Raw genomic sequence first — 22,309 nt, 5'->3', positions numbered from 1 at the left:
AAGTGATTCAGGCGGTGTCGAGCCGGTTCTGAGCGAGATCGTTCGCTGCCTGGCTCGTCGTGACCCGGTTGGTTTCGGCGTGTGCGAGCAGTTCGGAGATCGTCGTGCCGACGCCCTGAACCTGGTCTCGTGCGGTTTCCTCACTGAGACCCCGAAGCTGGGACTGAAGGAAGATCACGCCGCCTGAGTTCACACAGAAATCCGGTGCGTAGATGATGCGCCGCTTCCGTAGTTCGTCCGCGAGCTCCGGGGTGGCCAGGACGTTGTTGGCGCCACCGGCGATGATCCGGCAACGAAGCGCGGGCACCACGTCCGGTGTGACCACTCCGCCCAGTGCGCAAGGCGCGAAAACATCCAGCTCGCTCGTGGGCAGGGTATCGGGGTCGACCGCCGTCGCACCGGTCTCGGCGGCGAGCGAGACGGCGCGTTCCTCGTCCACGTCGCTCACCGTGACGTCCGCGCCTTCCCGGATGAGCAGTCGTACCAGCGCGCTGCCCACATGCCCGGCGCCTTGCACTCCGATTCGTGCGCCTTTGAGGTCGGCGCGGCCGGAAAACTCGGCGCAGGCCTTGATGCCCGCCGCGACGCCCAGCGCGGTCCAGGGTGACGGGTCGTCCTGCGCGCATACCGGCGAAGTCACCTTGCCGATCTCGCGCAGGTCGGCTTGATCGGTGCCCACGTCGTTCACCGGGATGAACCGGCCGTCGAAGGTGGCGATCGCCCGGCCGTGGGACAGCAGCCTTTCCGGTGTCTTCTCGGCTTTGTCCGCGGGAATGATGCTCCAGCCGCCACCGAGGTCCAGTCCGGCCGCGGCGGCTTTCACCGTCATCGCGCGAGCCAGGGCGAGGCATTCCGAGACGGCATCGCTCTCGTTCGGGTACGGGCGCATCCGCACGCCGCCGAGGGCAGGGCCGAGACGGGTGTCGTGCACCGCGATGATCGAGCGTGCTTCGCCTGCTGGACCCCGGTCGATCACGACCCGTTCGAAGCCGTCGACGGAAACCTCTTCCACGGTCACGTTTCCTCCACCTTTTCTCGCGATCTGCGCCGGGACACGGCCACGCCGATCAGGCACAGCGCGCCACCGGCTAACGAAAGTGCCGCGGGGACCTCGTCGAGCACGACCCAGCTCACGACGACCACCAGCACCGGGACCAGGTAGGTCGTGGCGCCCAGTTTCCCGGCCGTCGTCCGGGAGAGCGCGTAGGCCCAAGTGGAGAAGGCCAGAGCGGTCGGGAACACGCCCAGATACACGATCTCCAGCAGGGCGCTCGAGGGAGCCGCCGCCACTTCCCGTATCAGCGATCCGGCGAAGGGCAGACACACCAGCGCCCCGATCGCGTTTCCGAAGGTCGTCACCTGCAAGGCCGTCGCGTGGCGCAGTGCCGGCTTCTGGGCGATCACCCCGACGGCGCTGCCCGCCGCGGCGAGGCCGCACAACAACACACCGATCAGGCTGGCGCTTCCTCCGTCGGACGACGCGAAGCCGACCAGGACCGCGCCGGCGAAACCCAAGGCCAGGCCCGCCATCAGCTGCGGCGGGAAACCTTCCTTGAGCAGCCAGCCTCCCAACGCGGCCATCAGGATCGGGCCAAGGTTGATCACGAGTGAGGCGGTACCCGCGTCGATGCGTTGTTCACCGGCGTTGAGCGCGACCATGTACACGCCGAACCACGCCACGCCCGAGACCAGAATGCCCGGCCATGCCGCTTTGGGTGGGATGCCTTGCTTGCGTACCAACAGGAACGTGCCCAGGACGAGCGCCCCGGTCACGAGCCTGCCCAAGGCGAGCGCTCCTGCGGAAATGTGCTCCCCGGCGTCCCGGATCACCACGAACGCCGATGCCCACAGAACGATCGTGATGCCTGCCGCGGCTAGTGCTCGATAGTCGGTCTCCTGGCGTGTGCTGGCCACGTCCGACTTCGGTCCCCTCGTGCCCTTATTGGGCCGTCGCTTCTCGTCGCGCTCCGACGACCTGCTTCCGACCGCGCTCGCGGCCCGGTTTTCGATCATAACGGCGAGCCGGGGAGTCGGCAGCCCAGCGCGGCCAGCCGCGAGGTGGCCTCGTCCCGCCGGTCCGGGAGCAGGCTGAGGGTGCAGGCCAGTTCGAAACGGGCGCCGATCGCCCGCCAGCCGTTGACGGCTTCCTCCAGGGCCGCGCGGTCGTCGTGCAGTCTGCCGCGAGCGCGGGCGAGACAGGCCGCCGCCCAGAGGTTCTCCGCCGCGGCGGGTTCCGCGGCGGACAGCAGCTCCCCGGCCCGGGGATCTCCCGCGACGATCGCGCTCTCCGCGGCCACAGCCCAGGCATAGGCGTCGTAGAACTGGTGAGTGCTGTCGTACCAACCGACCTTCGGGGTCAGCGAAGTGGACATCGCCGATTCGACATCGCCCTGGTGCAGGGCGACCCGGGGTCGGACGAAAGCCTCGAAGCTTTCCCTGAGCCCGCTGTGCACACCGGGTTCCGACAACGTCAGCGCCCGCCTGGCCCAAGCGTCGTACTGGGAGACATTCCCGCGAAGGGCGTTCGCCATGCCCGCGGCCAGGGCGGCGGGGGCCATCCAGCGCGCGGGAGGCCCGCCGAGGCGCTGCCAGGCGTCCCAGGCGATCTCCGCGTATTCCAGAGCCCTGTCGAGGTGGCCGCTGAGGACCAGCGGGACGACGAGTTTGCCTGCCCGCATGTAAAGACCACGAAAGGGGTCCTTCCAGGACTCCTCCGCCGCGAGTACCGCCTCCGGCAGTCGCCCCGCCGCGAGCGCGACCAGCGGCACCACGTGCAGCGTGTCCACGATCTCGACGCCGATGTTCGGCTCGTGCCGGGGAAGCCTTTCCAGAAGTGACAGCCGTTCCCCGCACGAATGGTGCGCGCGGGCGAAGCGGCCGGCGGTGACGTCCGCACTGGCCACCGCGTCCAGCGCGGCCGATATCAGCACCGGCTGATCGGTGGCGCGCGCGGCGTCCAGCGCGATCGCGGTCAGGTCCAGGTCGGGTGTGGTCTTCTCACCGGTGGCGTTCCAGGCCCTCGCGGCCGCGAGGTAGGCCTCCGCGATGGGATCACCCTCCGGTGCGACCCGTTCGGCCTCGTGCATCAGCTCGACCAGCCGCTCATGCGGGACCAGTTCGGTGAACGTGGCGGGAAACCGGTTCCCGACGCAGACCGCGTACGCGAGTGCGATCGCCGCCCCCGCCGGGTCCCCGCCCCGCTCCGCGCGTGCCGCGGCTTGCTGGAGCAGCGCGAACGCCGGCTCGCCCCGGTGCTCGGCCATGGCGACGTCGGCGGCCGAGCGCAGGTCACGGGCCGCGGTGCGGTCGTCGGGGGCCAGTGTGGCCGCCAGTTCAAAGGCGCTGCGCGCTTCCGCGAGCAGTTGCCGCGCGTACAGAAGTCCGGCCAGTGTGCGGGCGATCTCGTGCTGACGGACGTCCGCGTCCGGCCCGGTCCGGTCGCGCACCGTGGCCCGGAGGTCATCGGCGACGAAGTCGAAGCGATCACGCCAGGCACCACCGGTTTCGACGAGGGCGCGGAGCTCGGCGGCTTCCTTGGCAGCCCAGCGGACGCGTCGCTCCAGGGCGTCGCTGTCCGGCTGGGGGAGGAGTTCCACGATATCCGGCGGGAGACGCCAGCCGTCCTCATCCCGCTGGATCAGGCCTTCCGCCGTGAGCCCGGTCAGGAGGGTCTCGGCGTCTTCCTGGGTGGTTCCGGCGAGCGCCGCGGCCATCCGGGTGTCGAAAGTACGGCTGTGAAGGGAGAACCTCGCCACCCGCGTGACCCTCTCCGCGTCGAAAGGACCGGGTGCCGAGGGCAGCGCGACGACCTGCTCTCCGGGCACACCGAGCGGGGCCGGCGCCTCGGCGAGCACGGTCAAGCCCGGGCAATGACGGAGAAGGTCGTCGATGGTCCCGGCGACGTCCGCGTTGCTGCGCCTGCCACCTCGGACGACGAGCAGCGGCCTGCCCTGTCGCAGCCGTGTGCGCAGCGCCTCGGCCAGGGGATCGGCGGGTCGTTCCACGACGTTCAGCGCCGCCGCGGCGGTCTGCGGAAACGTGCCCGGGAGATGACCGGTTGTGATCACCGTGATGTCGGAGGTGATGCTTCCCGCGGCCTGGATCGCCTGGTCGAGCGCGTCCGCCCGGTCGGACGGTGATAGTCCCGTGATTGTCGTCATCCGAGTTTCTGTCACGCTATCGATACTCTCCTCCGGTTTCCTCACCGATCCAGCTTGTCAGGTCGTGAGGAACTGACAACCCGGGAAAGTATCTTCACGCGTTCGGCGTACGACGAATGCCGGTGAGATGTTTCGCTATTTCGTCCATATTGGACGGAATGTAGTCGAAATGGGTGCGGTATTCGTCGGCCATGTGGCGGCGTGGAGGGCGGCGGACGGTGTACCGGACGGGCATTTCCGCAGGTTTTCCCTTGTGGAATAACGGAAAATCACCGTTCGGCGTGCGGTGTCGGTGAATCGCGTGCTAGCGTCGATGAGGACGCCGGAGAAGGCGTCGAAATGGATGTGCGCGCCTCGCGCTGATGGTGTCCGGTCCTGGTTCTCGATGGATTAATCGCGACAGCAGGTCCTGGGGAACGTCGCTCAAGTGAGCGCATTCAGCCGGATTTCGGACACAGTGCGAATTCGGCGTGTCCTCAAGTTGAAGTCCTGATTAATCGCACTGGCGGGCATCGATCGTCCGCCGGGTGATTCGTCCTGGGGCATACATGGCCGTGACAGGTGGCGGAGGTACGGGAAGGGATCCCGATGTGCGAGAAGAACGAGCCGACCGCAAGGCGGCAGCAGGCTACGGCCTACGAGGGGAGAGGCGAGTGGTGACCGCTCCGTTGCCGCGTCAGCGACGGCACGAGACAGCCCACTACAGGTGCCTCGGAGTCGGCGTCGGGCCCGCCAATCTGAGCTTGGCGGCGCTGTTGCACGACAAGAACGAGGTCAGCAACCTCTTCCTCGACAGGGAGGAACGGTTCGGCTGGCACGACGGACAGCAGATACCGGGTGCGACACTGCAGGTGTCGTTGCTGAAAGACCTGGTCACGTTGTCCGAGCCGACCAACCGGTTCTCATTCCTGTCCTATCTGCACGATCAGGGCAGGATCTACCACTTCATCAACGCCCAGTTCGACGCAGTGCCACGACAGGAGTTCCGCAACTACCTCGAATGGGCGAGCAAGACCAACACGAATGTCCGCTTCGGTGAGGAAGTCCAAGAGGTCGATTTCGACGGGACGTCTTTCGTCGTGCGCACCAGTAAACGGACGGCCACGGCGGACAACGTCGTGGTGGGGATCGGCACCCGGCCGTGGGTACCCGAACCGGCTCGCGGGAAATTGGGCGGATCGCAGTTCCACGTGAGCGATTTCGTTTCGCGCGATCGGGACTTCGCGGGCAAGCGGGTCGCGGTGGTCGGTGGCGGGCAGTCCGGCGCGGAAGTCTTCCTCGACCTGATTTCCCGCCCGATCGAACAACTTCCCCGCCGCGTCATCTGGATTTCACGTCGGCACAACTATTTCCCGATCGACGACACGCCGTTCACGAACGAGTACTTCGTCCCCAGCTATTCCGACTACTTCTTCGACCTCGACCGGCCCGCCCGGGTGGCGCTCAACGCGCAGAACGTGCTGACCAGCGACGGAATTTCCGAGTCGACCCTGCGGGAGATCTACCAGCGTTGCTACGCCCGGCGCTTCGTCGACGGCGCCGACGACCTCTTCGCCCTCTTGCCCAACCGGACCGTCACCGACGTGAGAGCCGACCACGACGCGTGGGATCTGACCGTCGCGGGAAACGACGACCCCGGCCTGATCGAACACGTCGAGTCCGACTTCGTCGTCTGGGCCACCGGCTATCGCCCCGCGACGGCGGACTTCCTGTCGCCGTTGGAGGCGAAGCTCGCCCGCGAAGGCGAGGAATACAACGTGGACAAGGACTTCGCGATCCGCTGGGACGGTCCCCGCGATCGCTGCGTGTTCCTGCAGAACGGGGTCCGCGACCAGCGCGGCCTGGCCGACCCGAACCTGAGCCTGGTCGCCTGGCGCAGCCAGCGGATCATGGACCGGCTGCTCGGGGTGCACTCCAACGAACAACTGGAACCGTTCATCGACTGGGCGGGCAAACACACCACCGAACTGCTGGACCGGACGTGAGAGCGGCGACAACGGCCGGAATCTCCGGCACCCGGGCGCGGAGTGCCTCGGCCAGAGCGGACATCGCCGTGCTCGGCGGCGGCATCATCGGCTGCCTCACCGCTCGCGAGGTCGCCCGCCGGAGACCGGACGCCTCGGTCCTGCTGATCGACCGCGATCTGGTCGGCGGGGGCGCCTCGCTGCGGTCGGCGGGGTTGCACACCCCGCGTGGCGCCACTCCGGCGGTGCGCGAGATGGCTGGCTTCAGCCAGCGCTACTACACCGAGCTGGCGCGCAGCCGCCCCGATCTGCCCATCCACCCCGTGGCCATGCGGGTGGTGGGGACCGTCGCGGACGAGCCGCGCCTGCGCTCGGACTACCTGCCCGTAGCCGACCTCACCGCGGCCGAGGACCTGCCGGACGGGGTGCGCCCGCCGACGGGATCGATCGCCTGGTCCGTCCAAGGCGCCCAGTACGCCGACGTAGCCGCCGTGACCCGTGCCGTGACCGCCGATCTGCGCACCGAGATCGAGGTCCGCGAGGCCGTCCGGGTCGAGGCGGTGTCCGAGGACGCGGACGGGGTAGGGCTGCGGCTGGGCACAGGTGAGGAACTGACCGCGGGACGGGTCGTGCTCGCGCCCGGCCCGTGGCTGGGAGCTCCCGCGTGGCGCTCCCTGGTCGCTCCCTTGGCGGCCAGGGTGAAGAAGATCGTCGCGCTGCACGTGGGCGGGCGGCCGGATCCGACCGACGCGGCAGTGATCTTCGAACGCGAGGACGCCTTCCTGCTGCCGTTGCCCGAGCGCGGGCACTGGCTGTTCAGCTACACCTGTCCGGAATGGGACGTCGATCCGGACACGCCGTCGTCCGGGCTGACCGGACGGCACCTGGACGACGCCCGGGAGATCCTGCGGCGTCACGCCCCGGGGATGGCGGTGGACCGCCTCTCCGGCCGGGTCTTCTGCGACGCCTACAGCGGCACCGGCGAACCCTTGGTACGCGCGCTCGGCAACGGTCGGATCGTGTTCGCCGGCGCGGCGAACGGCTCCGGCTACCGGCTCGCGCCCGCCATCGCCGCACGTGCCGCCGACCTGCTCGAATCGGGAGGAAGTTGATCGTGGACATCAGTACGTTCACCGGCGAAGGGCTGAGCCGCGCGTTCGGCATCGACGTCGCCGCACTGGATCCGGGCGCCGCCGGTGACCTGGGCGTGGGCGCGTCCTGGGGCAGGGTGGCCCCCGGCGTGCGGTCGCTGACCCATCAACACGACGAGACCGAGGTGTGGGTGCTGGTCGCCGGCGGGGGCGACCTCGTCGTCGACGGCGCCGAACACCGGATCGAGGCTGGGGCCGTAGTGCGCTTCGACCCGTTCGAAACCCACTACGTCACCAACACCGGCGAAACCGATCTCGTGCTGGCGTCGTTCTTCTGGCGCGACACCGCCCGTGCGACCGCGGCCGCCGGCCGATCGGTGCGCCGCCGTTTCGGGGAGCGCCCGGTCTTCGTGTTCTCGTCCGCGCCCACCCCCAACGGCGACCTGCATCTGGGACATCTGGCCGGGCCCTTCTTCGCCGCGGACGCCTACACCCGGTTCCAGCGGATGAACGGGGTGCGGGCCTGGCACCTCTGCGGCAGCGACGACTACCAGAACTACGTCGAGGCGGCGGGGGCCAAGGAAGGGCGCTCCGCCCTGGACACCGCGACCCACTACAGCGGGCGGATCCGCGAGACCCTCGCGGCCATGGACATCGAGGTCCACCAATTCACCGCGACCAGCGCCGACGACACCTACCCGGACGGCCTGCGGGGTTTCTTCGGCACGCTGATCGCGTCCGACTCCGTCCGGCTGGCCGAGGCCGACGCGCTGTTCGACCCGGAATCGGGAAGGTACCTCTTCGAATCCGGCGTCAGCGGCAAGTGCCCGTCGTGCGGGGAGACCACCGGCGGCAACATCTGCGAGGGCTGCAAGGAACCCAACTCGGTCGCCGACCTGGTGGACCCGGTCTCGGCGGAGTCCGGTGCCGCACCCCGGCGCGGCACTGTGCGCCGTTATCAGCTCTCCCTGCACGAACTGGCCGATCACGTGCGTGACCACCACCGCAAGGGCCGGGTGCCGTCGTCGGTGAAGGAACTGGCCGCACGAGTCCTGTCGCGCGGACCGGTCGAAGTCCCGCTGACCCATCCCGCCGGCTGGGGCCTTCCTCCCGCCGAGTCGGCAGTGGACGGGCAGGTGATCTGGTCGTGGATCGACTACGCCTACAGCATCCTGCACGGGGTCGGCGCGCTCGGCGCGCGCACCGGCGAGGAATGGCGTGCCGACGAGCCGGACGCGGACTGGAAGATCGTGCACTTCCTCGGCGCCGACGGGAGTTTCTTCCATCCGATCGTCGTGCCGGCGCTCTACCGGGCCGCGCATCCGGACTGGGCGCCCGACATCGACTACCACATCAACGAGTTCTACCTGCTCCAGGAGAGCAAGTTCTCCACCAGTCGCCGCCACGCGGTCTGGGGCCGTGACGTGCTCGGCCCGGAGACCGTGGACGCGTACCGGCTCTACCTGGCGCTGACCCGCCCGGAGGGCAGGCGCACCAACTTCGACCCCGACGAGTTCGACGCCTTCACCCGGGACACGCTCGAAACCCGATGGCAGGGCTGGCTCGCGGGCCTGGGAGAGCGGATCGTCCGCGATCACGGCGGCAAGGTTCCTGACGCGGGTGTCTGGACCCCGGAGCACACCGCGTTCCTGGCCCGGCTCACCGAGCGGCTCGCCGCACTGACCCGGTCACTGGGCGCCGACGGGTTCTCCTTGAACTCCGCCGCCGCCGAACTGCTGGGCCTGGTCGAGGACACGCGCGCGTTCGCGGCCGCGGAATCGGCCGCCGCGCACGTCGGGGACTGGGCCGACGAGGCGCGTACCGCCCTCGCGCTGGAACTGGCCGCGGCCCGGCTGCTGGCCACCTGTGGCACGCCGGTCATGCCGCGGTTCGCGAGTGTCCTGGCGGAGGCTTTGGGGCTGCCCGCGGACCGCACCTGGCCGCACACCGTGGACCTGGTGCCCGCGGGAACCGCCGTCACCCTCGCCGGTCGTGTCTTCTTCGGCGCGAAACCCGAGAGCGCCGCCGAATCACCGCTGCTGCCCTGGCTGTCCGGGGTGGTCCGCGAGGTGCTCAGGCTGCCCGCCGACGAGCCGGTGGCGCATCTTTCCCTGACCGAGCTGGGCATGCAGTCCATGCAGGCCGTCGCGCTGCAGTACCAGCTGACCGACCGGCTGGACGCCGACGTTCCACTGGAGACACTGCTCAACGGCGGCGACGTCGCCGGACTCGCCGACACTCTCGTGAAGGACCTCCCTGAAGACGTGGTGCGCAAGCACGCGGAGGTGGGCCGATGACGACGACCGAACGGGAAACCCCCGCCCAGGTGGTGCGGGAACTGCGCTCGCGGGGGCTCACCGTGAGCCTCTCGGGAACCGACCTGAAACTGCAGGGCCCGCGTGAGCGGATGGACGCCGATCTGGTCGCGAAGGTCAAGGCGCACAAGGCCGACCTCGTCGACTACCTGGACACCCCGCCCGGCGAGCCGCTGACGGCGTTGCAACGCGGCTACCTGATCGGCCGTGACCGTCAGGTGGAGATCGGCTCCGCCAGCCACGTCTACCACGAGATCTCGGGCTGCTGGGACATCGACGGGCTGGAACGCGCGCTGAACACCGTGGTGGCACGACACGGCGTCCTGCGCACCCGGTTCACCGAGGACGGCACCCAGATCGAGCAGCGTTCCGCACCCGTCCGGATCCTCCGGTACGACCTGCGCGGCAAACCCGCCGAGGAGCAGGACGAGCACCGGGAATCGGTGCGTGCCGAGCGGGCCCACCGCAGCCTGCCCGCCGACGAGGCACCGTTGCTGGCCGTCGCGGTCACCCTGCTCTCCGACGAGGAGATGCTGCTGCACATCGACCACGACGGCCTGATCCTCGACGCGATCAGCATCTTCCTGTTCTTCCAGCAGTGGCACGCCGAGTACCTGGGCGAGCCCGCGGAAGCGGGGGAGGAAGCGGCGTTCGCCGACTTCGTCTCCGCCCAGGAACGAGCCCGCGGCCGCGCACCGGCGAAGCGGTCTCGTGACTACTGGCTGGCTCGCCTGGACGACCTCGCGCCGCATCCGGATCTGCCGCTGCGCACCAGCCCGTCTTCGATCACCGAAGCCCGGTTCACCACACGGTTCGCCCATCTCGACAGTCCACAATGGAGTTCACTGAAGGAGCTGGCCGCCGGATACGGATTGACACCGTCCGGATTGCTGCTGGCCGTCTACAGCGAAGTGCTGACTTGCTGGGGCGCGGGGGATCGGTTCACGCTCAACACCACCGTGGCCAACCGGCCGCCGATCCACCCGCGGATCCACACCGCGCTGGGGAACTTCGGCGAGACCATGCTGGTGCGGGTGGAACCGGACCCCGGCGCGGCGTTCGCCGACCGGGCCCGCGCGATCCAGGCCTCGCTGCGCGAATCCCTGGACAACCGGCATTTCTCCGGCATCGACGTCCTGCGCGAGCTGGCCAGGAACGGCGGCGCGGACGCCCGGATGCCCTACACCTTCAACAGCGCCATCGGCTACGACGGCGCCGACGGTTCGGCGATGGAGCTGTTCGGCCCTGAGGTGTACACGGAGAGCCAGACCCCGCAGGTGTGGCTGGACGTGTCACCCTACGAGCAGCACGGCGGGCTCGTGGTGCAGTTCGACAGTGTCGACGAACTGTTCCCCGAAGGACTGGTCGACGCCGTCGTCGACGGGTTCCGGCGGCTGCTCGGTGAACTGCTCGATCCCGACGCCTGGTCGCGCCGGCTCTTCGACCTGCGCCCGGAAGACCAGCGCGCCCGCCGCGCGGAAGTCAACGCGACCGCGACCGAAATCCCGGCCCCTGTTCTACCGCAACGCTTCCTGGCGCAGGCTGAGTCCACCCCGGACGCCCCCGCGGTGATCACCGGAACGGCCGAGATCAGCTATCGCGAGCTGCTCGCCCACGTCCAGCGGGCGGCGCGCTGGCTGCGGGATCGAGGAGTACGTCGTGACGAGCCTGTCGGGCTGGTGATGACCCGCGGGCCCGAACATGTCGCCGGGATCCTCGCCGTCGTGCTCGCGGGCGGGGCGTACCTGCCGGTCGACGCCGGGCTGCCCGGGGAACGACGTGCGCTCATGCTCGCCGACGGCGGCACCAGGTTCGTCCTCACCAACGCCGGCCACACCGATGACGAGCGCGCCGTGCTGGACCTGGACCTCACCCGTCCCGCCGAATCGGTGCCGCCCGTGGAGCCCCTGCCCGACGCCCATCCGGACGATCTGGCCTACGTGCTCTACACCTCCGGCACCACCGGCAGGCCCAAGGGCGTCATGGTCACCCACGGCGCGGTCGCCAACGTCGTCGCCGACTGCAACGGACGGTTCGGCGTCGGTCCCGGCGACCGGTTCTTCGGCATCAGCATGTTTTCGTTCGACTTGTCCGTCTACGACGTGTTCGGCGCGCTGTCGGCAGGAGCGGCCGTCGTGCTGCCCGACGCCGATCAAGCGGCCGATCCGGGGCACTGGCTGCGGTTGTGCGGCCGGACGGGCGTGACCGTGTGGAATTCGGTACCCGCCATCGTCGGACTGCTGCTCGAACAAGCCGAGGCCGACGGCGCCGAGGCGCTGAAGACGCTGCGGCTGGTCATGATGAGCGGCGACCGGCTGCCCCCGGCGCTCCCGGCCGCGCTGCGGGCAACGCTTCCCGGACTGGACGTGGTCTCGCTCGGCGGACCGACCGAGACGACCATCTGGAACATCTCGCATCCGGTCGGCACCCACGAGGACGGCTCGGAGTCGATCCCCTACGGCAGGCCCAACGCCAACAACCGGGCCTACTTGCTCGACGCGGCGGGCCGTGACCTGCCGGACTGGGTCACCGGGGAGATCTGTGCGGCCGGCACGGGCCTGGCGCGCGGCTACTGGAGCGACGAGGAGCGGACCGCCGAGCGGTTCACCGACGATCCCGTCCGCGGCGAACGGATCTACCGCACCGGTGACCTGGGCCGCTGGCTGCCCACCGGCGAGATCGAGATCCTCGGCCGCACGGACTTCCAGATCAAGGTCAACGGCTACCGTATCGAGGCGGGCGAGGTCGAGACCCGGCTGGTCGCACTGGACGAGGTCCGCCGCGCCGTGGTGGCGCGCGAGTCCGCCGGACGGGGGGACCGCCTTGTCGCGCATCTCGTGCCCGCCGGGGACGAGCGGCCCACCGCCCACGACCTCGGCGAGCGGCTGCGCGAGGTGCTGCCGCAGTACATGGTTCCGTCCGGGGTCTATTGGCATGACGCGTTCCCCTTGACCCGCAACGGAAAGGTCGACCGCGCGAAGCTGCAGGAACACAAGCCCGGCCAGGCGGCCGCCGCCCAGGTGCCACCGGACACCGAACTGGAGCACGAGGTCGCGCTCCTGTGGGCGGAGGTGCTCAAGTCCGGCGTGCCCGCCGCCACCACGACCCTGTTCGACCTCGGCGGTGACTCGCTGGTCGCGGCGCGGATCCTCGCCGGTGTCCGCAAACGGTTCGGCGTCGGCTTCACCTTGGACCGGTTGCCCGAACTGGACACCGTGCGCCGTATGGCCGCGATGATCGCGGCCGCCCCGAGGAAGAAGGGAGTCCGCTGATGACCGCCCTCGGAACGAGGATCCCGGACGGGCTGCTGAACGCCATCATCGCGGCCGCGCCCGGCCCCGGTCACCGACTACGGGTCGCGCGGCTCGACAAGACCGAGGAGTTCGACCTGCGCGAGGTCTACGAGATGGCTGGCAGGGTCGCCCGCGCCCTCGTCGACCTCGGTGTCCGGCGCGGCGACCGGGTCGGCGTGCTCGCGCCCAACTGCCTGGAGTGGGTCCTGCTGGACCTGGCGGCCCTGCGCGTCGGCGCGGTGACCGTGGGGTTCGACCCGGCGAAGTTCGACGCCGATCCCGCGCTGGCCGTCCGGTACGGACTGACGGCGCTCTTCGCCGACGGGGACGGCGATCGGATCCAGCCGCTGGCGGACGTCCGGGCACTGGCCACGGACGAGGACGCCGTCGCGCCCGAGCCGGTGCTTTACGGGCCGGAGGACGTCACGACCCTGAAGCTCACGTCGGGCAGCACCGGCGAGCCCAAGGGCATGACCGCGTCGGTCGGCAGCATCGACGCCGGGATCGCCGCCGTGCAGGAGATCTTCCAGCACGGCGCCGACGACGATCTGTTCGTCTTCCTTCCGCTGGCGGTCCTGCAGCAGCGGTACTGGGTCTACTCGGCGTTCCGCTACGGACACGACGTCACGCTGAGCACCTACGAAGCCGCCTTCCCGACGCTGCGGCGGGTCGCGCCCACCGTGGTGATGGGGGTGCCGGGGTTCTTCGCCACCGCCAAGGCCTTCATCGAGCGACAGGTCGCCAGGACGGGCCCGGAGACCCCGCCGTCGGAGGCGCTGGCCCAAGGCGCCCGCCGGGTGTTCGGCGACCGCGTCCGCTACCTGTGGACCGGCTCCGCGCCGGCGGCCGAAGACGTCCTGCGGTTCTTCACCGACGCGGGGCTGCCCATCTACGAAGGATACGGGCTCAACGAGACCTGCGTCGTGACCAAGAACCATCCCGGCGCGCACCGCCGGGGAAGCGTCGGCAAGGTGCTCCCGCACAAGGAAGTCCTGATCGGCGAAGACGGCGTCGTGAGTGTCCGCAGCCGGTTCCCGGTGTGCGACCGCTACGAGTTCGCGCCACCCGGCGCGTCCGAACGGGTGTTTCCCGAGCCAGACCTGGTTCGCACCGGTGATCTGGGGGAAGTGGACGACGACGGCTTCCTCTACATCAAGGGTCGGGCCGACGACGTGATCGTGCTCGAGAACGGTCGGAAGGTGGTGGTGCGCCCGGTCGAAGACCATATGCGCACCAGTCCCGCCATCGCCGAATGCGTGTTGTTCTGCCCTGCCCAGAGTTATCTGGTGGCGGTGGTGTCCCCGGCTTCGCTCCCCGCCGACGAAGCGGCCATCGCCGAACAGCTCGCCCGCACCAACGCGGCGTTCGGCGCCGACGAGCAGATCCGCAAGGTGGTCGTCGCCGACGAACCGTTCAGCTCCGCCAACGGGCTGCTCACCTCACAGTTCAAGCCACTGCGGTCGCGTATCGCCGACCGCTATCACGACGAGATCCACGACGATCAAGGGAGCGTGCATGTCTGCTGACCTGTCCACCATCGACGACGCGGTGCGGGACAACCTGTCCCGTGTGCTGAGCAAGCCGGTCGACCCGGCGGACTTCGACCCGGACCGTGACCTCGCCGAGGGCTACGGGCTGACCTCGATGCAGAAGGTGATGTTCCTGATGTCCGCCTGCGACGACACCGGGGTCGCGCTGGAGACGTTCACCGAGCCGGACGTCGCCGCCATGAAGACGCTCCGCGACGTCACCGACGCGCTCGCCGGGGCGGTGGCCGGATGACCAGGCCGCGCTGGGCGGACGCCGCCCGCACCGACCTGTCCGACGAGCACGTGCTGCTGCGGCCGATCGCCGAGACCGATCGCGAGCCGCTGCGCACGCAGGCACTGGACCCGGCGATCTGGCGCTACTTCGTCCAACTCATCGAGACCGACGAACAGTTCGACGCCTTCTTCGACGCGGCCGTCGCCGACCAGGCCAACGGCGAACGGGTCGTGTACGTGATCACCGACCGCTCGTCCGGGCTGATCGCGGGCAGCATGAGCTTCTGCAGCATCAACCAGGACGCCGGACGGCTCGAGATCGGCTGGTCCTGGCTCGGGACGAAGTTCCACGGCAAGGGTGTCAACCACTGGGCCAAGTACCTCATGCTGCGCGAAGCTTTCGAACGGCTGGGCGCCGAGCGGGTCGAGTTCAAGACCGACGCGCTGAACGAACAGGCCCGCCGGGGGCTGCGCAACATCGGCGCGGTCGAGGAGGGCATCCTGCGCAGCTTCAACCCCATGCCGGGCAACCGGCGCCGCGACGCCGTCTACTACAGCGTCCTGCGCGCCGAATGGCCCGAGGTGTCGGCCACCCTGCTGGCGGGGAAGAAGGGCAAGGAGCGAGGCTCGTGACCATCCCCTTGGTCCGTGCCCACGGGGACGCCTTCGCTCGCGGCCGCGCTCACGGCGAGGCGCTGAGGAAGGAACTGCGGGCCTTCCTCAGCGACCGCTTCGCCCGGCTCAACGCGCTCTCACCCGACCCTTTGGACCTCGACGTGTTACGCCCGGACCTCACCGAGTACGCCCGAGCGATCGACGCTCAGCTCCCGGACCTGGCCGAGGAGATCCGCGGCCTGGCGGACGGTGCCGGCATCTCCCACGACGAAGCGGTGCTGCTGCAGATGCGGCGTGAGGTGCTCGGCTACCGGAAGCTGCCGACGATGGGCGACTGCACGACCTACGCCCGGACGGGATCCGAGCCGGTGCTCGCGCAGACGGTCGATCTCAACGGCGATCTCGACGACCACATCGCGGTGCTCGACGTCCGGGCTGGACCGCGCCGGTCGCTGGTGCTCAGTTTCGGTGGCCTGCTCGGCTACCTCGGCGTCAACAGCGCCGGGCTCGCGGTCGGGCTGAATCTGGTGCTGGCGGGCAAATGGCGGCACGGGCCGTCGCCCTACCTCGCGATCCGGCATCTGCTCGACACCTGCGACAGCGTCACCGAAGCCGTGGACGCGGTGCGTGACCTGCGGCTCGCCAGCTCACGGTCGCTGACCCTGTGCGACCGGGAAACGGCCGCGTGGGTGGAGATCGCCGACGACGACCTCCGGGTGAGCACGGGAGCGGAAGTGGCGCACACCAACCATTTCCTGCATCCGGACCTCGTCCCGCGGGACGAGCTGACCGTCTTCGCGCGCAACTTCTCCGTCCGGCGGCTCGCCGCCTGCGAGGAGCGGCTGGCCGAGCTGCCGGCACGAGCGTCCACAGAGGACCATTTCGCGTTGCTGTCCCGCGACCCTGTGCGCGTCGCGGGCGACGGCGACATCCGCCGCGACCGGACCGTCGCCGCGGTGGTGCTCCGCCCGGATAGCGGGGAGCTGCACGTGCGCCCCGGCGACCCGGCCGCCTCGTCCACCGAATCCTTCGCGCTGTGACCCGAGAGGAGACACCCGGTGCCCGACTGGTTCCTCACCCGCGGCGGTGATCGCCCCGCCAGGGTCTTCTGCTTCCCCTACGCCGGTGGAGACCCGCGTACCTACCTGGATTGGCAGCCGCTGCTCGACGGCCACGCCGACGTCGTCGCGGTTTGTCCTCCGGGCAAGGCGCACCGCGCGCACGAACCACTGCCAGGGTTCGACGAGCTCGCCGACCGGATCGCCGAGGCGATCGTCGATGAGGTCGAGCGGGATCCGCGACCGGCTCAGCTGTTCGGCCACAGTTTCGGCGGGTTGCTGGCCTTCGAGGTCGCCCGCAGGCTGCGGGACGTGCCCGCGATCGGTCATCTGACCGCGTCCGGTATCTCCGCCCCCTCGCTGCTGCCGTCGGATCGGGTGCTCGGCATCGCCGGGCTGGACGGCGCCGAATTCGCCGAGGCGCTGGTGTTCTTCGGCCAGTTCCCGCCCGACGCCGTCGCGGACGAGGACGTCCTTGCCCTGCTGCTTCCCGGGCTCAAAGCCGATTTCGAACTGGCCGTGGGTTACCGCTACCGGACGGCGCCACCGCTGGAGATCGGCGTCTCGATCATCGTCGGCACCGAGGATCCGCACGTCGGCTCCGCGCAGATCGCCCCGTGGGACAGCGAATGCGCCGGGCCGCCGGAGCACATCCGCGTCCCCGGTGGCCATTTCTACTTCGATCCCGACCCGGGCCCGGTCGTGGCGGTGCTGAGCGCGCACGCCGAATCCGAGACACACGTGGAGGTGATCTGATGCCGGTCTACCTCGGCGAACCTCGCTACGTTCTGGGCGAGCAGGAGATCGACCACGCGGACCTGCCCGGCCTGGAGGCCAAGGCGGAGCAGTACGGGCTCGCTCTCGAACCCGCCTTGTGGGGCTGGGGGAGCGTGTTCCGCACCGAACGCGGACTCGACGACCTCGCCGTCGACGCGGGCACGGAAGCCCTGCGCGCCGGTGGTACGGACCCGGGAACGGTCGAGGCCCTGGTGCTCTGCTCGACCTACCTGCCGGGACCGCCGGAGGGACACGGCACCTTCATCCGGGGCGTGCTGACCCGGCTCGGCCTCGGTGACATCCCCGTCTACGGCACGAGCATGGGCCGGTGCGTCAACCTGCTGTCCGGGCTGGACGTCGCCACCGCGCTGGTCGCCGCCGGACGGTTCCGGCGCGTCCTCGTCGTCACGGCGGACCGGGTGTTCGACGAAGACACCCGGATCACCGGCTACGCGCTGTTCAGCGACGGTGGCGCCGCCTGCCTGGTCGACGCCGACGGCGGCGCCTACGAAGTCCTCGGGTGCTCGTCCGCCCACGAGACGGCGTCGCTGGACTGGTCGTCCGAGATCAGCTCCGACCTCGCCAAACGGGTCAACGAGCAACTCCTCGGTGCCAGAGGGATCGACGTCGGTGAGCTGGACGCCTTGCTGCACAGCAACATCTTCCTGCCGCTGCTGGTGATGAAGGAACGCCAAGCGGGTTTCGGCCCCCGCCAGCTCGACACGACGAACATCAGCCGCGTCGGGCACTGCTTTGCCGCTGATCCGCTGATCAATCTCGCCGACCGCGAAACGGCGGGCCGCGTCCGCCCCGGCGGGCACTACCTGCTGGCCTCCAGCGTGCCCGGCTCCCGGATCGGGGTCCTGGTCCGCACACCGGAAGGAGCGATCGATGGCCGTTGAGCCGACCCTCGTCCCCGACGACACCACGACTTCCCTGCCCCGCCGGCCGTTCCACTTCACTCCCGGCACCGACGGCGCCGTCGACGCGATCATCGCCGCCGGCCCGCGCGAGATGTTCCGCACGCTTCTGCAGGAACGCGAATCCGAGGCGACTCTGCTCCTCGCCCGCCGTGTCCTGCACGCCTTCTTCGGCCATGCTCACGAACAGGTCGGCGACTTGCCCGGCGCGGTCGGCGAGCTGATCGACCGGGCCCGTGCGGACCTCGCCCCCGCGCTGGAATCCCTCTCCGCCGCCGAACCGGGGATCCGCGCCGATCTCCTCCGCCAGCGTGGGGTGATCGCCCTGCTCGACGGCTGCTGGCTCGACGCCGTCTCGCAGCCCGCCACCCAGCCCGCCGTCGTGGTGAACCGCTTGTTCGCCCATCACTTCGACCTGGCCGGGGGCGGCGAGCCGCTCGCATCCGCGCAGCACCGCCGGGCACGGGCGCTGGAAGACGCGGGCGCGGCGCTACCGGACGTCGCCGCCGCCGATTTTCTCGACCGTGCGGGTGCCCGCCCCGCGACGATCCTGCTCGCCTGTCTCCCGCTTTCGCTCGCGGTGCTGCCGGGCAACTTCCTGCCCGAGGTCGTCGGCCTGCACCACGCCTTCCACCGGCTGGGGGTCGACGATCTGTTGCTGGGTACTCCGCCGCCGATCCCGGCTGGAGATCTCGATGACCTGCTCGCCGAATACGCCGCCCAGGCGAGCCCGGAGGATCGCGAGCGGGTGCTGGCCGCCGTCGCGGTGACATTGTCGTGCGAACGTGAGCACGTGCGGCTGCTCACCGAACTCGCCGAATTCCGTCGTACCCAGACGCTGGAGTCACGAGTCGCCGAAGTGATCTCCCGGCACGCGCCGCTGGCCGGTCGGCAGCACGGCGGGGTCTCGCTGGGTGACCGGCACCTGGTGGACGTGTTCGCCGGATTCGGCCGCGCCGCCGGTGGCGCGGAACCCGACGCGCTCGCCGCGTTCCTCACCGAATTCCGGGACTCGCCGTATCTGGCGGAGCGCGACGACGGCGACTGCTGGTTCCTCGCCGCGACCCGGTTCGGTGGGCCGATGTTCGGCATCTTCGACGAAACCGAAGCCGAGGTGCTCGCTGAATGGGTCGCCACCGTGCACAAGGGTGACCGGCCGTCGATCACCGTGCGCCTCAACACCGTCGGCGACGAACTCGCCGCCCGATGGTCGGCCGCGTTCGCCGAGGCCGCTCCCGGCGACGTGGTGTTCGACGACTCGCCGCCGGCCGACGAACGCGACCTGTTCCACCGTCTGGTCAACATCGAGAACCACGCCAACACGCTGCCGGTGGCCATCGAGCGCGCGGAGCGCTGCTTCGCCGACGCGCAGGTGCTGTTCGAACACGGCGCGGGCGGCCGCTACACCGACGCGAGCTTCTTCGAGTACGACGCCGACGCGCTCTACGCGCGAGCGGAGAAGATCTACTGGGAGAAGCTGGTGGACCCGTACGAGCCGCTGAGCGAGGTCCCGGACGTGGAGGAAGTGCTGTTCCGGCAGAGCACCTACCAGCTGACCTACCTGATCGATGGCGCCTGGCTGCACCGCGTCGGCAGGCTGGGCCGCCGGGAACGGGAAAGCGACGGGATGCTGTTCCGCATCCACGCCGACGAGATGGGCAACGGGGACCTGCGCAAGAACCACCTCACCCTGACCCGTCGCGCGATGGTCAGCCAGGGCCGGGACCTGCCGCACATCCGCACCGAGGAGTTCGCCGACCAGGACGAGCTGCCCGACGACATGTACGGCTTCGCGTTGCAGCAACTGTCGATGTGCCTGTTCCCCGACCGGTTCTACAACGAGATCCTCGGCTACAACCTGGCGATCGAGATGTTCGGCTCCGGCGAGATGCGGCTGCACGAGATCCAGAAGCTGCGCCACCACGGTTTCGACGACTGCTACGAGCAGGCACACCTGACGATCGACAACTTCTCCGCGGGGCACGCCAAACAGGCCGCCGATATCATCGTCGCCTACCTGGACCGGGTGCGGCGCACCAGCGGCGAAGCGGTTGTGGCGGGGGAGTGGCACCGGATCTGGCGTGGGTACGCCTCTTTCGCCTACTTCCTCGAACAGCCGTTGCTTCGTGACGTCGCGGTGGCCGGATCCACCGAAGACGACAGTGCGGAGCTGGTGTTGTGACCGAGTTGACGTTGCTGATGCGCGACGAGTCCCGTCCGACCGAACGGCGCGCGCCGCTGTCCCCGGAAACGGCGGGGAAGCTGATCCGCGAGGGCGTCGCCATCAGCGTGGAGCGCTCGTCGCGGCGGGTGTTCGGCGACGAGGAGTACGCGGCGGCGGGCTGTGTGCTGGTCCCGCCGGGGAGCTGGCCGGACGCCCCGGAAGACGTGTACGTGGTGGGCCTGAAGGAACTGCCCGATCGGCCCCACCTCTTGCGGCACCGGCACATCTTCTTCGGGCACGCCTACAAGGACCAGCCTGGCTCGGTGAACCTGCTGCGCAGATTCACCGAAGGCGGCGGGACTCTGCTGGACCTGGAAAGCCTCGTCGACGAGCGAGGACGCCGGGTCGCCGCTTTCGGGTACTGGGCGGGCTACGTCGGCGCCGCGCTCGCCGTCCTGCGTCACCGCGGTGCTCTGGTCGAACCCTTGACGCCGACCACCCGCGGAGAACTCGACAAGGCTCTCGCCGAGAACGCGGGACCTCTGCGAGCCTTGGTCATCGGGGCACTCGGCCGCTGCGGAAGCGGGGCCGGGGACGCGCTCGTCGCGGCGGGCGCGGAAGTGACCCGCTGGGATCTCGCGGAGACCGAGAACCTCGACGTCGCGGCCTTGCTCGACCACGACGTCCTCGTCAACGCTGTCCTCGCCACGGGGCCGATCCCCCCGTTCCTGACCACCGAGACGCTCCGGCGCCCCCGACGGCTGTCCGTGATCGCCGACGTCACCTGCGATGTCGGATCGCCGTGCCACACCCTGCCGATCTACGACCGGACCACCACCTGGCAGGACCCGGTGCTCCAGCGGGACGGACTCGACGTGATCGCGATCGACAATCTTCCCTCTCTGCTGCCGCGTGAAGCGACCGTGGACTTCGCCGCGGATCTTGCGCCGCATCTGGCCGTCCTCGACGACTCCGGCGTCTGGCGCCGCGCCGAAGCCGCGTTCACCGCCGCCTGCGCTTCCCATGACCTCCATCGGAAGGAAGACCATGCCTGACACCCCGACCGTGCACTGGGTCGGCACCGGCCTGTCCACCGGGCCCGGTCTCACCGCCCTCGCCGAGCGGACACACGTCGTGCTCTGGGGCCGCACCGAAGCCAAAGCGGCCGCCTGCCTCGCTCGTCTCGGCGCGGCAGGCGAACCCCGGCACTTCACCCCGGAAGCCCTGGCCGCGGAAATCACCGAGGGAGACGTCGTCGTCTCGATGCTGCCGGGCACCGAACATCCGCGGCTGCTGCGTCTCTGCCTGGACAACGGCGCCCACTTCGCCTGCAGCAGCTACGCCTCGGACGAGATCCGGAACAGGGCCGAGGAGGCGGCCGCGGCCGGGCTCACGGTCCTCACCGAAATCGGACTGGACCCGGGAATCGACCACCTCTTCGCCGACGTCCTGGTCGAACGGGCGTCGCGAGCACTGGGACCCGGCACGAGAGCCACCGCCGCGTTCACCTCCTACTGCGGCGGCGTGCCCGCCGAGCCCAACGAGTTCCGGTACCGGTTCAGCTGGGCACCCCGCGGTGTGCTGACCGCCCTGCTCACACCGGCGCACTACGTCGAGGCCGGCGACAAGCACATCGCGGACCGCCCATGGGAGGTAGCGCGGCCGCTCGATCTCGACGGGGAACGGTTCGAGGTCTACCCCAACCGGGACAGCCTGCCCTACATCCGCCAGTACGGAGTGCCGGAGAGCTGGCAGCTGGACACCTTCGTCCGTGGAACCCTCCGCCTGGACGGCTGGCTCGACGCCTGGGAGGAGGTGTTCACCGAGCTGCGTGAGGGCGACCCCGACCGGATCACCGAGCTCGCGGGAGAACTCGCCGCCCGCTACCCGACGCGTGCGGAAGACCGGGATCGGGTGGTGCTCGCGGTCGAACTGTCCGTCCGCGGCGAGGACGGCCGAACCTGGTCCGGCCGGTATTCGCTGGACCTCACCGGTGAGCCCGGCGCCAGCGCCATGGCCCGGTGCGTTTCCGTTCCGCTCGCCCTGGGCATCGGCGAACTTCTCGACGGAGCTCTCCCGGCCGGGCTCGTCCAAGGCGCCCCCGATCCGGTCACCGCGAGGCAGTGGATCGAGAAGCTCGCCTCCTGGGGCCTTCCGATCCGCGTCACCGGCACCGACAGCTGAGACCG

General features: G+C 69.7%; 16 protein-coding genes. 13 read left to right on the top strand and 3 right to left on the bottom strand.

From position 1 onward, the window contains the following. Positions 1–7 precede the first annotated feature (7 nt). From ACFWMR_RS06835 to ACFWMR_RS06825, 3 genes are all read right to left on the bottom strand, one after another. On the bottom strand, positions 8–1,018 hold the full coding sequence (locus ACFWMR_RS06835) for a Glu/Leu/Phe/Val dehydrogenase family protein (RefSeq protein ID WP_378377607.1): 1,011 nt from the start codon (positions 1,016–1,018) through the stop codon (positions 8–10). Beyond that, a complete protein-coding gene (locus ACFWMR_RS06830) occupies positions 1,015–1,914 on the bottom strand; it encodes a DMT family transporter (protein WP_378377606.1) in 900 nt (299 codons plus the stop codon). Before ACFWMR_RS06830 ends, ACFWMR_RS06835 begins: the two co-directional genes overlap by 4 nt. Before the next feature lie 95 nt (positions 1,915–2,009). After that, complete coding sequence (locus ACFWMR_RS06825) at positions 2,010–4,160, bottom strand: hypothetical protein (protein ID WP_378377604.1); 2,151 nt, start codon at positions 4,158–4,160, stop codon at positions 2,010–2,012. Between the two features lie 656 nt (positions 4,161–4,816). Between ACFWMR_RS06825 and ACFWMR_RS06820 the strand changes: the two genes are divergently transcribed. Genes ACFWMR_RS06820 through ACFWMR_RS06760 form a run of 13 tightly spaced genes read left to right on the top strand, consistent with a single transcriptional unit; the run spans position 4,817 to position 22,304 of the window. Next, positions 4,817–6,145 (top strand): lysine N(6)-hydroxylase/L-ornithine N(5)-oxygenase family protein, encoded by a 1,329-nt coding sequence (locus tag ACFWMR_RS06820; RefSeq protein WP_378377602.1) that lies wholly within the window; start codon positions 4,817–4,819, stop codon positions 6,143–6,145. Then, the gene (locus ACFWMR_RS06815) at positions 6,142–7,236 is read left to right on the top strand and encodes an NAD(P)/FAD-dependent oxidoreductase (protein ID WP_378377600.1); all 1,095 of its coding nucleotides are present in this window, start codon (positions 6,142–6,144) and stop codon (positions 7,234–7,236) included. The genes ACFWMR_RS06820 and ACFWMR_RS06815 overlap by 4 nt, the downstream gene beginning before the upstream one ends. A 2-nt stretch (positions 7,237–7,238) precedes the next feature. Next, positions 7,239–9,512: a class I tRNA ligase family protein gene (locus tag ACFWMR_RS06810; RefSeq protein ID WP_378274407.1), complete on the top strand. Its 2,274-nt coding sequence runs from the start codon at positions 7,239–7,241 to the stop codon at positions 9,510–9,512. After that, positions 9,509–12,802 carry a non-ribosomal peptide synthetase gene (locus ACFWMR_RS06805; RefSeq protein ID WP_378377598.1) on the top strand — a complete coding sequence of 1,098 codons (3,294 nt, stop codon included), beginning with the start codon at positions 9,509–9,511 and terminating at the stop codon, positions 12,800–12,802. The genes ACFWMR_RS06810 and ACFWMR_RS06805 overlap by 4 nt, the downstream gene beginning before the upstream one ends. After that, positions 12,802–14,349 (top strand): AMP-binding protein, encoded by a 1,548-nt coding sequence (locus ACFWMR_RS06800; protein ID WP_378377596.1) that lies wholly within the window; start codon positions 12,802–12,804, stop codon positions 14,347–14,349. Before ACFWMR_RS06805 ends, ACFWMR_RS06800 begins: the two co-directional genes overlap by 1 nt. After that, entirely contained in the window at positions 14,339–14,605 is a 267-nt protein-coding gene (locus ACFWMR_RS06795) for an acyl carrier protein (protein ID WP_093938961.1), read from the top strand. Before ACFWMR_RS06800 ends, ACFWMR_RS06795 begins: the two co-directional genes overlap by 11 nt. Then, complete coding sequence (locus ACFWMR_RS06790; protein ID WP_378377594.1) at positions 14,602–15,219, top strand: GNAT family N-acetyltransferase; 618 nt, start codon at positions 14,602–14,604, stop codon at positions 15,217–15,219. The genes ACFWMR_RS06795 and ACFWMR_RS06790 overlap by 4 nt, the downstream gene beginning before the upstream one ends. Beyond that, complete coding sequence (locus tag ACFWMR_RS06785; protein WP_378377592.1) at positions 15,216–16,241, top strand: C45 family autoproteolytic acyltransferase/hydolase; 1,026 nt, start codon at positions 15,216–15,218, stop codon at positions 16,239–16,241. The genes ACFWMR_RS06790 and ACFWMR_RS06785 overlap by 4 nt, the downstream gene beginning before the upstream one ends. Before the next feature lie 18 nt (positions 16,242–16,259). Further along, complete coding sequence (locus ACFWMR_RS06780; protein ID WP_378377590.1) at positions 16,260–17,015, top strand: thioesterase II family protein; 756 nt, start codon at positions 16,260–16,262, stop codon at positions 17,013–17,015. Then, positions 17,015–17,938: a hypothetical protein gene (locus ACFWMR_RS06775; protein ID WP_378274417.1), complete on the top strand. Its 924-nt coding sequence runs from the start codon at positions 17,015–17,017 to the stop codon at positions 17,936–17,938. Before ACFWMR_RS06780 ends, ACFWMR_RS06775 begins: the two co-directional genes overlap by 1 nt. Continuing rightward, positions 17,928–20,138: an iron-containing redox enzyme family protein gene (locus ACFWMR_RS06770; RefSeq protein ID WP_378377588.1), complete on the top strand. Its 2,211-nt coding sequence runs from the start codon at positions 17,928–17,930 to the stop codon at positions 20,136–20,138. The genes ACFWMR_RS06775 and ACFWMR_RS06770 overlap by 11 nt, the downstream gene beginning before the upstream one ends. Further along, entirely contained in the window at positions 20,135–21,175 is a 1,041-nt protein-coding gene (locus tag ACFWMR_RS06765) for a saccharopine dehydrogenase (RefSeq protein ID WP_378377586.1), read from the top strand. Before ACFWMR_RS06770 ends, ACFWMR_RS06765 begins: the two co-directional genes overlap by 4 nt. Beyond that, entirely contained in the window at positions 21,168–22,304 is a 1,137-nt protein-coding gene (locus tag ACFWMR_RS06760) for a saccharopine dehydrogenase family protein (RefSeq protein ID WP_378377584.1), read from the top strand. The genes ACFWMR_RS06765 and ACFWMR_RS06760 overlap by 8 nt, the downstream gene beginning before the upstream one ends. The last annotated feature ends 5 nt before the right edge of the window (positions 22,305–22,309 follow it).

This window comes from Amycolatopsis thailandensis, from assembly GCF_042723255.1.
Classification (GTDB): domain Bacteria; phylum Actinomycetota; class Actinomycetes; order Mycobacteriales; family Pseudonocardiaceae; genus Amycolatopsis; species Amycolatopsis thailandensis.
The sequence above is the reverse complement of the archived record's forward strand: the minus strand, read 5'-3'. Positions and strand labels throughout refer to the sequence as shown.

Excerpts from the sequence above, each read along its gene's own strand:
- ACFWMR_RS06770 (WP_378377588.1), top strand. The coding sequence starts at position 17,928 with ATGGCCGTTGAGCCGACCCTCGTCCCCGACGACACCACGACTTCCCTG.
- ACFWMR_RS06825 (WP_378377604.1), bottom strand. The coding sequence starts at position 4,160 with ATGACGACAATCACGGGACTATCACCGTCCGACCGGGCGGACGCGCTC.
- ACFWMR_RS06795 (WP_093938961.1), top strand. The coding sequence starts at position 14,339 with ATGTCTGCTGACCTGTCCACCATCGACGACGCGGTGCGGGACAACCTG.
- ACFWMR_RS06805 (WP_378377598.1), top strand. The coding sequence starts at position 9,509 with ATGACGACGACCGAACGGGAAACCCCCGCCCAGGTGGTGCGGGAACTG.
- ACFWMR_RS06760 (WP_378377584.1), top strand. The coding sequence starts at position 21,168 with ATGCCTGACACCCCGACCGTGCACTGGGTCGGCACCGGCCTGTCCACC.
- ACFWMR_RS06790 (WP_378377594.1), top strand. The coding sequence starts at position 14,602 with ATGACCAGGCCGCGCTGGGCGGACGCCGCCCGCACCGACCTGTCCGAC.
- ACFWMR_RS06800 (WP_378377596.1), top strand. The coding sequence starts at position 12,802 with ATGACCGCCCTCGGAACGAGGATCCCGGACGGGCTGCTGAACGCCATC.
- ACFWMR_RS06775 (WP_378274417.1), top strand. The coding sequence starts at position 17,015 with ATGCCGGTCTACCTCGGCGAACCTCGCTACGTTCTGGGCGAGCAGGAG.